13 protein-coding genes are annotated in these 10,895 nt (G+C 46.4%); 2 read left to right on the forward strand and 11 right to left on the reverse strand.

What is annotated here, in order from left to right; all coding sequences use genetic code 11:
• The first annotated feature begins 99 nt into the window (after positions 1 to 99).
• Both QW087_07290 and QW087_07295 read left to right on the forward strand, forming a co-directional pair.
• Complete coding sequence (locus tag QW087_07290) at positions 100 to 1,191, forward strand: NAD(P)-dependent glycerol-1-phosphate dehydrogenase (GenBank protein MEM2944525.1); 1,092 nt, start codon at positions 100 to 102, stop codon at positions 1,189 to 1,191.
• The gene (locus QW087_07295) at positions 1,191 to 1,649 is read left to right on the forward strand and encodes a UPF0179 family protein (protein ID MEM2944526.1); all 459 of its coding nucleotides are present in this window, start codon (positions 1,191 to 1,193) and stop codon (positions 1,647 to 1,649) included. Before QW087_07290 ends, QW087_07295 begins: the two co-directional genes overlap by 1 nt.
• A gap of 53 nt (positions 1,650 to 1,702) precedes the next feature.
• Here the strand turns inward: QW087_07295 and QW087_07300 are convergent, their stop codons facing one another.
• From QW087_07300 to lonB, 11 genes are all read right to left on the reverse strand, one after another.
• Complete coding sequence (locus QW087_07300; GenBank protein ID MEM2944527.1) at positions 1,703 to 2,908, reverse strand: molybdopterin-binding protein; 1,206 nt, start codon at positions 2,906 to 2,908, stop codon at positions 1,703 to 1,705.
• Positions 2,905 to 3,408 carry a MogA/MoaB family molybdenum cofactor biosynthesis protein gene (locus QW087_07305; protein MEM2944528.1) on the reverse strand — a complete coding sequence of 168 codons (504 nt, stop codon included), beginning with the start codon at positions 3,406 to 3,408 and terminating at the stop codon, positions 2,905 to 2,907. The genes QW087_07300 and QW087_07305 overlap by 4 nt, the downstream gene beginning before the upstream one ends.
• 3 nt (positions 3,409 to 3,411) lie before the next feature.
• The gene (moaC, locus tag QW087_07310) at positions 3,412 to 3,849 is read right to left on the reverse strand and encodes a cyclic pyranopterin monophosphate synthase MoaC (protein ID MEM2944529.1); all 438 of its coding nucleotides are present in this window, start codon (positions 3,847 to 3,849) and stop codon (positions 3,412 to 3,414) included.
• A complete protein-coding gene (locus tag QW087_07315) occupies positions 3,846 to 4,256 on the reverse strand; it encodes a molybdenum cofactor biosynthesis protein MoaE (protein ID MEM2944530.1) in 411 nt (136 codons plus the stop codon). The genes moaC and QW087_07315 overlap by 4 nt, the downstream gene beginning before the upstream one ends.
• A 14-nt stretch (positions 4,257 to 4,270) precedes the next feature.
• A complete protein-coding gene (locus QW087_07320) occupies positions 4,271 to 4,516 on the reverse strand; it encodes a MoaD/ThiS family protein (GenBank protein MEM2944531.1) in 246 nt (81 codons plus the stop codon).
• Positions 4,517 to 4,641: 125 nt separating this feature from the next.
• Positions 4,642 to 5,547 carry a phosphoribosylaminoimidazolesuccinocarboxamide synthase gene (locus QW087_07325; GenBank protein MEM2944532.1) on the reverse strand — a complete coding sequence of 302 codons (906 nt, stop codon included), beginning with the start codon at positions 5,545 to 5,547 and terminating at the stop codon, positions 4,642 to 4,644.
• Positions 5,548 to 5,863: 316 nt separating this feature from the next.
• On the reverse strand, positions 5,864 to 6,568 hold the full coding sequence (locus tag QW087_07330) for a KaiC domain-containing protein (GenBank protein MEM2944533.1): 705 nt from the start codon (positions 6,566 to 6,568) through the stop codon (positions 5,864 to 5,866).
• 5 nt (positions 6,569 to 6,573) lie between these two features.
• Positions 6,574 to 7,413: a hypothetical protein gene (locus QW087_07335; protein ID MEM2944534.1), complete on the reverse strand. Its 840-nt coding sequence runs from the start codon at positions 7,411 to 7,413 to the stop codon at positions 6,574 to 6,576.
• A 396-nt stretch (positions 7,414 to 7,809) separates the two neighbouring features.
• A complete protein-coding gene (locus tag QW087_07340) occupies positions 7,810 to 8,295 on the reverse strand; it encodes a nicotinamide-nucleotide amidohydrolase family protein (GenBank protein ID MEM2944535.1) in 486 nt (161 codons plus the stop codon).
• Positions 8,296 to 8,302: 7 nt separating this feature from the next.
• Positions 8,303 to 8,827: a nicotinamide-nucleotide adenylyltransferase gene (locus QW087_07345; protein ID MEM2944536.1), complete on the reverse strand. Its 525-nt coding sequence runs from the start codon at positions 8,825 to 8,827 to the stop codon at positions 8,303 to 8,305.
• A gap of 91 nt (positions 8,828 to 8,918) precedes the next feature.
• Positions 8,919 to 10,877: an ATP-dependent protease LonB gene (gene lonB, locus QW087_07350; protein ID MEM2944537.1), complete on the reverse strand. Its 1,959-nt coding sequence runs from the start codon at positions 10,875 to 10,877 to the stop codon at positions 8,919 to 8,921.
• Between the last annotated feature and the right edge of the window lie 18 nt (positions 10,878 to 10,895).

A 10,895-nucleotide genomic window follows, 5' to 3' on the forward strand; every position in this document is an offset into this window, starting at 1 on the left:
ATCACAAATAGTAAAAGAAACTTCCTACGACCACTAAGAGTTGCCAGCAACCCAAAAAATGATGATTTCACCGATAAATTGAAAAGGAAAAAGGTGTATATGAGGCTTCGTTCAGGTGCTTGGATGGATGAGGGTCTTTTCACGAAAGCCCGGTCTATGATTTTTCCGAGGAATGTCCTTGCGGGTCACGGAGTGATCGACAACGTTCCACAGGTGTGCGAAGATTTTGGATTGAGTGGCACGGCCCTCATCGTTGCGGGCGAAAGGACACGAAAGATTGCTGGCAATCGCGTCGCAGATCAGTTGATGGATAATGGTTTTGAGGTGCAGTTCGCCATTGTTGGTGAGGCGACCCAGGAGAATTTAGAAAAAGTCATCGACATAGCAAAAGAGATAAAAGCATCGTTTATTCTTGGCATCGGCGGTGGAAGCAAAATAGACCTTGCTAAAATGACTGCGAAAGAGATGAACATTGAATTCATCAGCATTCCGACATCAGCCTCACACGACGGTATAGCATCAGGGCGGGCTTCACTTCACGATAAGAATGGTCACGTATCAGTGGATGCAAGGGTCCCTCTTGGTGTGGTTGCAGATACCTCGGTAATTCTCCAGGCGCCCTATAGGCTTCTTGCATCGGGATGCGCTGACGTAATCTCGAATTCAACGGCTCTAATGGATTGGGAATTTGCGAGGAGGCTCAGGAATGAGGAAGTAAGCAGATCCGCTTACGCTTTGGCAAGCTACACTGCTCAAACGCTCATTGAAAATGCTGATTTGATAAGACCAAATCTCGAAGAAAGTGTGTGGATTGCCATAAGGCCTATAATCATCTCAGGAATCTCCATGAGCGTTGCGGGCAGTTCCCGCCCCACGAGCGGGTCCGAGCACATGTTTTCGCACGCGCTTGACATGATCGCGCCTGGCAAAGCGCTGCATGGAGAACAGTGCGGTGTAGGTTGCATCATGATGATGTACCTTCATGGCGGAGACTGGATGAGGATAAAGAGTGCTCTTTCAAAAATTGGCGCACCAACAAATGCGTCGCAGCTAGGAGTTACAAAAGAGGAAATCATTGAGGCCCTTGTCAATGCTCACAAGATCAGGCCTGATCGTTTCACGATCTTAGGAACTTCTGGATTGACATATGAAGCGGCTGAGAAACTCGCGAGAATCACTGGTGTAATTTGATGTCTATGGAAAATCATGATAGAGGTGAAATGATGGTGATCATAACACTAATCGGAGAACGCTTGGCAAAGGAGGGAGCTCAATTCGCCTATAGGGGACCGATCACAGACTGCAGAGATTGCAAACTGAAAGCTGTCTGCTTTAACCTTGATGCCGGTGGAATTTATAAAATTACGGCTCTCAGGGATGTGCATCACGAATGCAGAATACACGAGGAAGGTGTGAGAGTAGTTGAGGTGGAAAAACTTCCACTCAGGTGTGCTGTTCTTCAGAAGTACGCTTTGGAGGGTTCCATTGTCACGCTTGAAGAGATCAAGTGCTCGAATATCGGTTGCGACCGATATAGGGTTTGCCATCCTATAGGAATGGAAAAAAATGGTAAAGGGAAAATTCTAAAGATCATCGGCGAAATTGCATGTCCTGAGGGGCATAAGCTTGTTGAAATTGAATTATCTTGAAAAACTTTTATAGCCGATCCATATTTCTTGAAATTCCATACTTTCTAAAATTCCTAGAAGAAATGCACCTCAACTTTGGTTCCCTTTTCCAAGATATCGACATTTGGGGGTACCTCAACCCATCCATCTGCATGTGCCATGCTCGTTATTGCTCCAGATTCCTTGAATGCTGGATAAACATAGCCATCGATGACTTTGACCGTAAGGAATTGGTGTCTTCCAAGCGTCGCCGCATACTTTTTTGCCATGGGATAGATTCCGATAGTCTCTTGCTTTTTAGGCAGTCTCGCCATTTTCCTGACAGCTGGAGCCAGAAACACATATCCGTTCGTCAAACATGCTGTTGGATATCCAGGCATACCAAATACAGGGGTGTCGCCGATAACTCCGAAAATAGTGGGTTTTCCAGGTTTGATCTGAACCCCGTGGAATATTACCCTTCCCAAATCACTAATCACTCCTTCAAGTACATCCCGGTCTCCTGCAGAACTCCCGCCCGAGAGAACGATCATATCATATTCACCCGCCCTCCCTAAAACGCGGGTCAACGCATCCGCTGTGTCCTCGACGATGCTGTGGCGAACATAGATACAGCCGTTTTCCATAAGGATTGATGAAAGCGTGTGGGAATTAATATCGTACACCTGTCCAGGCCGTAAGGGTTTCCCCACCTCGGCAACTTCATTCCCTGTCGGCACAACGAGAACTTTTGGCCTAGCGTAGACTTCAACTTCGATCATTCCAATAGCAGCAAGAACACCTACCTTAGAAGGGGTCAGCAACTCCCCTTCCTTTAACACAACCGTTCCTGCTTTAATGTCTTCACCTTTTCTTGAAATATTTGATCCTGGCGGAAGTGATCTAAATATCTGGACCGTGTTATTTGATCTTTCAGTATTTTCGACCATTACTACAGCATCCGCCCCTTCAGGTATCATTGCACCTGTGGCAATCTGCATGCATTCTCCAGACCTAACCAACCTCTGAGGAAGTTCACCAGCATGAACTGCGCCGATACACCTAAGCTCGACGGGCTCAAATTTTCCAGCCTTGAATGTATCCTCAGCTCGAACTGCGTATCCATCCACGGCGGATCGATCATATGGAGGGACGTCAAAATTAGAGAAGACGTCTTTTGCAAGCACCCTGAAAGGGGCATTTGAAAGTGATACTGTTTCCTTCTTCGAAATCGGCTTTACGTTTGCTTCGATAAGCCTCTTAGCTTCCTCAAGCGGGATCAAGGAAGCAAGCGGTCTCAACGATCCACCTCCCAAACCATGTGACCAAGCTGTGGGAGTATTAATTTATCCATTGCCAACCTCACGGCGTGGGGAGAACCAGGAATGCACAAGATGATCTTTCTGAATGCGACACCTCCAAGCGCTCGGCTCAGCATAGCAGCGCTTCCGATTTCCTGAAAACTTAGGTATCTGAACATTTCACCGAATCCGTCCATGCGTTTTTCTAAGAACGGAGTTACAGCCTCGATCGTTACATCTCTTTTCGAAAGACCTGTGCCGCCGTTAATAATGATGACTTTTACATCATCGTTTTCAAGGTCTGCCGTGATTGCACTCTTGATCTCCGCTATGTTGTCCTTCACGATCCGGTAATCCGTCACGCGATGACCTGATGACTGCAACATCCCGATGATGATCTTTCCTGATTCATCAGACTCATTCGTCCTCGTGTCGCTAACCGTAAGCACAGCGCACGGGACATTGGAAACCGCATGTTTCTCGTGATCTTCATAGCCCAAGAATCATTCCTCCTTTTCCTTTGCCAAAACTCTGATATCAGTTATTCGAGTGAAGGGATACTGCCCTTTTTCGTCCTTTTCGATGTATTTTACCATGTCCCAAATGGTAAGAAGAGCTCCCGTTACGCCGGCAAGCGCTTCCATCTCAACCCCTGTTTTGTAATGCGCCTGAACTTCAACACAGCACGATACTGAATTCTCACCGATCTCAAAGGATACATCTATGGATTCTATTGGGATTGGATGGCAGTATGGAATCGAGTGCCAAGTATCCTTGGCCGCCTGTATAGCCGAAATTTTCGCAGTCTCAAAAACATCTCCCTTTTTGATTTTTCCAGAAACGATCATCTCGAGGGACTTCGATGTAAGAACTATTTTGCCACATGCTACTGCCTTTCTCCGTACTATGGGTTTTTCGCTGATATCTACCATACCGCTCATCTACTGCCCTCCACCCAGATCTCGCCGTCCTCGTAAAATTCTTTCTTCCATATGGGCACGATTCTTTTTATTTCATCGATGATGAACTGAGCCGCTTCGAATGCAGGTTTTCTGTGAGCACTCGCTACGACTATCATAACGATGTTATCGCCTGGAAAAAGCGTGCCGTAGCGGTGCCATATGATTGCATCTTGAATATCGAATTTGCTTAAAGCGATCTCTCTCAAATGCGTCAATTCATTTCTTGCCATATCTTCATACACTTCTATTTCCATCCTCAACAAACGCTTTCCATTGTATTCGCCTCTCACCACTCCGACAAAGCTAACCACAGCACCAGTGTTCTCTCTCTTTATCCTGCTCAGAGTCTCGCCGACAGAAAAATCTTCCCTCGATAAGACGATCATGAAATCCTTCTCCTCTATCCTCCGCTCACGGGGGGAAGCAGCGCAATCTCATCGCCCTCATTGAGTAGGACTTCTTCCCCAGCATATTTCTTGTTAACGGAAGCGATAATACTATCAGAGAATCCGCTCAGCCGTGGGTAAATGCGTTTCAGCTCTTCTACAACATCGCGCAACTTCGATCCTTCTTCGACATCCATTATTATTTCCTGTCTGCCCACGACATCGCGATAAGCTGCAAAAAATTTGATCTTTATCTTCACGCGATCGCCTCGATAGCCTCATTAGCATTTTCGCCGCCCCATGATAAGTGTTTCGGTTGGTAGCATAAACAACATACAAAGGGTTTGTGGCTTATTGTTGCGCGGTAAATGAATATGGCGGACGCTCAGCGAAAGCTCTCGCCTGTGATTTTCTCGAACATCTCGATATACATCTCGCTGATCTCTTCCACCTTGTCTTGGGGAAGCGGGGGTATATCGGGCTCGGGCAGACCATTGCGACGTGCTTCCATCAGTTTGTCGTAATAACCTATATCCCGATAGTACTGTCGCACAGCCTCCTTGCTCAGCTCTATGAATTTTCCACCGGCATAGGCGTCCTGATCCCACCATCTGTCTTCATCTGCCGTGCCGAATGTATCCACGATCATCAGACGCCTTTTTTCGTCGAATGCAAATTCCTTCTTGCCATCGACATGTATGAGCATGCGCTCTTCGGCCTCAGCATTTATTATCTCATCAATCTTCGCGATGATTTCCAGTATTCTTTCGAACTCTTCTTCGGTCAGACCGGAAATCTGGAGCGCTTCCTCCCTTTTCAGTTCCCTATCATATTTTTCAAGTTTTGTCGTCACTTCGAAATAGGGCTTCGGAAGTTTTTCCCCATATTTGACGTTGTGACCTTTTGAAAATCCAAGTTCCTCTGGCTGGACCCGGCCCGCCTTTACCCTATCGTACAGGGATCCCGCAACATAGCTACGACTGATAAATTCGAGCGGAATGAGGTAATTAGCACTGGCGCAGTTCAGCTTGCTGTAGTCGCTGATGACTTCCACCTTTTTGACTCTCATCCGGTTGGGTGGGACAAATTCTTTGAAGTGAGATCTGAAACCGTTCTTTTTAAGAACCTGAAACCAGAAGACCGCTGTCCTGCAAAGCGTCTCTCCTTTATACGGAATTTGTGTGGGTATGATTTTGTCAAATACTGAGATGTTGTCCGTGAAAACGAATTCAAGAGTATGCTCATCAACCTCATAAACCTGTTTGACTTTACCCACACGTACCAATTTCATCGAGCCACCGGCTAAGTAATCGGATTGATGCACTTATTATTTACGGTCGCCCATTTGGTTCGTCGACGGATGTCTGAAACATACCTCATTCGCTCGCATCATGTGAGAACTCGAGAGTCATATATCCAGAGATCGTCTTCGCGAATGCGCATAATCATTTGTTCATCCGCAGCTATTTCATATTATCGTAATACTCCTAGCCCGTATAACTGTGCGGATGCCAAATAAGCACAGTGGAATGTTTGACTTATGAGGCAAAGCCAGAATTTCGCCGTGTCTTCTTTGAGATGAAGGGGAAAATGATGAAATCATCCTTTCAAAAGACCTCCGCACCGGCGTGTACCTCGATTCCTTTGTTTGTTATCGAATAAGGCTTCACCCTTCGCGAGTGGCTGATCCTCCTCATCTTAAGTATCCTCAGCGTCAATCGAATTTCCCCTTTTTCTTGCGACTCTTCGTACTGGAGAGAAATGACACCGTCTGCAGTGTATTCGATTAGACCATCACGGGAGGCAAGGGGATTGTTATCTTTTACCTCCGCGGTCATGATGCAAGTCGCACCGGTCTTCTTGATCATTTGAGAAAGGTTGAAGAGATTTGTTCTTTTTTCGTGTTCAGATTCGAAAAGCATATTGAGCAAAGAAATAGAATCAATTACGATCCTCTTTGCACCGAAGGATTTGATAAACTCAGGAAGTTCGCTCTTTATCCGAGTCACAGTTGTTTTCGCATCGGTCGGCTCTAGCTTTACCACAACGAGATTCTTTGATTCGATCGCTGGTGTTAGATCCCATCCAAACCCCTTAGCATCCTCGATGATGGATCGCTCATCTTCTTCCAAGGTGATGTAGATTCCTTTCTCTCCATTTTTTAAACCCTCATATATGAATTGAAGGCAAAAAGTAGTCTTACCAGTTCCAAATGATCCCATCACAACAATTGTATGAGCGCGTGGAAAACCGCCGTTGAGCATTTCATCAAGGCCAACTATACCCGTTTTAACTCTATCATTCTGAGGCAAGTTCATCACCCGACTCTCTCAGTATCAATTACCACCAATCCGCTCTGCGCGGTTACAACCGTTGCAAATCTTGCTATCCTTTCCTTGTCGAGGTGCGGTAAGATGCTCATGAATTTCTCAACATAAAGATACCTCTGCCTTTTCGACGATTTACTAAATTTACTCCATTCAAAGACGAGAGCACCATCTACACTGTCCATGACCATCTTCTGCTTTCGTGGCTCAAGTATATCCTGGGTGAGAATTAGGTAAATGATCCCTCCCCATTTTTTTGATATCCTCTGCATTCCCCTCAAAACAGATACCAAGTCTGTGATATCGATCTTTGCATTAACGGCAAGGTCAGTTATTGAGTCGATTATGATCAGACTGTTAGGCGCGTTTTCATCAAGGAATGTCACAAGGCCTTCCAGCAAATTATCTTCGGCCTGACTCTTGAAAAGCGACGCTTCTTCGCCCGCCCAACCTGGGGGAACCACTGTGTGCCTAAAATAGGCACCTGAAAAGTCCTTGAAAAGAACGTGCTTCGCAAAAGCCTTATAGAAGTCTTCGTTAAAGGAAACGGCAATTTCCTGCAATATCTCCTCTCGAGATCTCGAGAAGGTTATGTAGCACAGACGATCTGGTAGATCCTCAATCCGCACATTCCGTCCTAAAAAGAAATTCGCAGTGTCAGGAAACTCTCTCACGAGCGCGAGTTTTGCGGCGGAAGTGAGGGCAAATTCCTGCTGCCCTGCACCGAGCTCTCCGAGTAGCAATACCACAGAGCCCGCGGGAAAGCCTCCTTTTACGATCGAATCAAAATCAGATACACCAGTAGGAATCCTCTTGACGAGCGCACCCATCCCCTACACCTGACAGAGTGTGTATTTATATACCGGCATAAAGAACTTACTATTCAAAATGTTTGATCACCTCCTTAAGAAGAGTCATGGAAAGCCACGATTACGGCAATAAGGCCATACCACGTGTTCTAGGAAGTCTACTGCTTCCTTTGTTTTTGGCATTCTAAGGTAGCGCAATACGATTAACTTAGAAGCTTATTATAATCGACCTATTGAGGACTTCTCGCACCTCAAGAAGACAAATTATGTTTTTTATGATTCTAATTCACCTCTGATAATTCCATATGAAATGATATCACGATAGGAAGGTTCAACGAGAAAAATAAAGTGAATGAGACTTCTTGATAGTGCTCATTTTCTTCGATTTTAAAAATATAGAACCGACGACAAAGAATTTCAGGAAAATTCTTGGTTGCGCAAGAGATCGATAATCATTCTCAGTAAATACTCCGAAGCACTTTTCTTTATTTCACGTCTATCGCCACTAAACACGCACCGCGCAGATTGGAGAATTCCGTCCTTCGTGGTCACTGCAAAATAAACCAAACCGATTGGTTTTTCATCAGTTGCACCACTTGGTCCGGCTATACCCGTTAGGGACGCTCCTATATCTGCGCCCGTCATGTCCCTGATTCCCTGCGCCATTTCGATCGAAGTTTCTTTGCTCACAGCACCGTGTGCTTCCAGGGTTGATCGCCTGACACCTAGCAGCTTGATTTTGAGATCGTTGGAGTAGGCAACGATGCTTCCAAGAAAGTATTCCGAACTGCCTGGGATATCTGTTATCAAAGAAGATGCAAGACCGCCCGTCATTGACTCGGCTAATGCAATAGATTTCCCGCGTTCTTTCAGAAGTCTTCCTAGATCTTCTCCCACCGTCATGGGATCACTAATGCAGTCCCTTCATGAGATCCTTAAGTCTTTCAACTCCTTTGATCTCATCGATTACTCTCGCAACTGCTGGTGGCACGAGATGACGCCATTCTCTATCTTCGAGCATTCTCTTTCGAATTTCCGTTCCTGAGTAAAGTTCAATATTGAAAAGTGGTGATGCCCTCACTTCATATCCTGCCTCCTGGAATAACCGTCTGGTAAGCGGATTATTCGTGTAGACAGCTTTGAAAGGGGGAACCATTGAAACAACATGGGCTACCCAGACAGCGTATCTGTTGATATCTATAACTGGAACAAGAAAATAGTTCTCGATCTTTTCCTCTTTGAGAGCGCGTGAGATCATAAGATGGCGTTCACCCGCAGTAAATGGATTCTCAAAAGTGTGCGAATACTGCGCACTGCCGATGCCGATTGTTACATAATCGGATTCCCGCGCTATCGATTTAATGACTTCAAGATGTCCTTTATGAAAAGGCTGGAAGCGCCCTATGATGAGGCTGTTGAAATCATCATTCTCCACGTAAATCTCCTCGGAACGGTCAGTAATCAAGATTCGAATTATTCAATCTTTTCAAGAGAAATAAAAACAAAAAGGAAAGCGGGTAGAAAAGTTATTGAGTTGTTGGGCGACCACTCGGAACCGTAGCCGATTCGACCATCGAAGCAAGTTTCCTTAGAAGACCTTCCTTCTTTGTCCCACTCACTAATGCATACTTCAGCACATCGCTGAGGTTTTCCACTGGTATCACTTCGATTTTCCCGATGTACTTTTCCTCCAGGACAACGTCTTTCATGTTTTCTTTAGGAATGAGAACTTTTTTTATGCCGGCTTCGGCGGCCGCTTCAATCTTCGCAGTAACGCCACCAACAGGTAGCACCTTGCCTCTCACGCTGAGGCTGCCCGTCATCGCAACCGATTGATCCACGGGAACCTCCTCGAAAGCTGAAATGACTGCAGTAGCCACCGATATCGAAGCGCTGTCACCTTCTACCCCCTCATATGAACCTACGAATTGCACGTGGACATCATGGTTGCTAATGTCTTCGCCCGTATACTTCTTGATCAAAGCTGACACGTTTTGAACGGCCTCTTTCGCTATCTCACCGAGCCTACCTGTAGCGATGATCTTTCCTCCGTTCTTCGTCTGCGCAGGAGTGACTTCAGCCACAATCGGCAGCACAACGCCGGAATACTCAGCCATACTCGATTCCGTATTCAGCGCTGCAAGACCGTTGACAATTCCCACCGCGGATCCTTCAGTTACGAAAGTCTTATACATCTTGCGGATCTCAATATACCGATCTGCTACCTGTTGCTCAAGGCTCCTAGCGATTCTCTTTGCACGGACCACATGGTCGGCGGTTACTATCGGCTTGTTTTCCTCTCGTGCGATGTCCCCTGCTACTCGGATAAGTCCGCCCAATTCTCTCAGCCGGAGAGTCAACTGACCGCGGCGACCAGCTCTGCGCTGCGCTTCTTTGACGATCTCAGCAACAGCGCTCTTGTCAAAGTGGGGTATCTTCTTGTCCTTTGCAACTTCCTGCGCTACAAATCTCACGAGCTTTTCCCTGTTCTCGGGCGTATCGTCCATAGTAGACTTCATGTAAACTTCGTAACCATATCCGCGAATCCTGGAGCGCAGCGCTGGATGCATACCCTGAACGGCATCTAGATTTCCCGCACACACGAGAATGAAATCGCATGGAACTGGTTCGCTTTTCACCATCGCCCCTGAGCTTCTTTCGCTCTGACCGGTGATCGGAAACTTTCCTTCCTGAAGCGCTGTGAGAAGACTTTGCTGTGATTCTATCCTCAACATATTTATTTCGTCGATGAATAAAACACCCTTCGACGCTTTGTGAATCGCCCCTACCTCAAGTCTTTCGTGAGCGGGGGTTTCTAGACCGCCACTCTGGAAAGGATCGTGCTTGACGTCTCCCAGAAGTGCACCAGCATGCGCCCCTGTTGCGTCTATGAACGGGGGCATTTCGCCTTCTTCATGCGATATTAGGAGCTTGGGAACCATAATGTTCTCTTGCCTCGTGCCAGAATACCTCATCGCGAAGAAAATGATCGCTGCTGCAACGATTCCCACGAGTATAATACCAGGATCGTGCATGCCTGATTGGATGTAAAGTAGCACCGTGAGCATGATGATCATGAAGACTATTCCCGTGACCATCGATGCCCTTTGCTGTCTCCTCTGCATCGCCTCTCTCTTCTGCGCTGCCACGATTTCCTTTCCCTTACCAGCAGGCACCACACGAATCTTAGGTTCGTTTGGATCCTCGGGATTATGATATGCGATGACGTCCTGCAATTCGCCCTTTGGAAGAAACTCCGTCATGGATCGAGCAAGCATGCTCTTTCCTGTACCAGGCTCTCCAATCAGCATCACGTGGCGCTTTTGCTCGGCTGCCTTCTTAATGACTTCCACTGCTGCATCTTGACCAATGACCTGATCGACCAATTTCTCTGGAATTTTTATATCTGCTGTTGTCGTGAAATTTTGTGTCTTAATCCATTCGTCAACCTCAGGAACTTGACCAACAACATTCTCGTCTGTCATGGCAACTTAGCTCGCATC

The organism is Methanomassiliicoccales archaeon, from assembly GCA_038850735.1.
GTDB lineage: Archaea > Thermoplasmatota > Thermoplasmata > Methanomassiliicoccales > JACIVX01 > JACIVX01.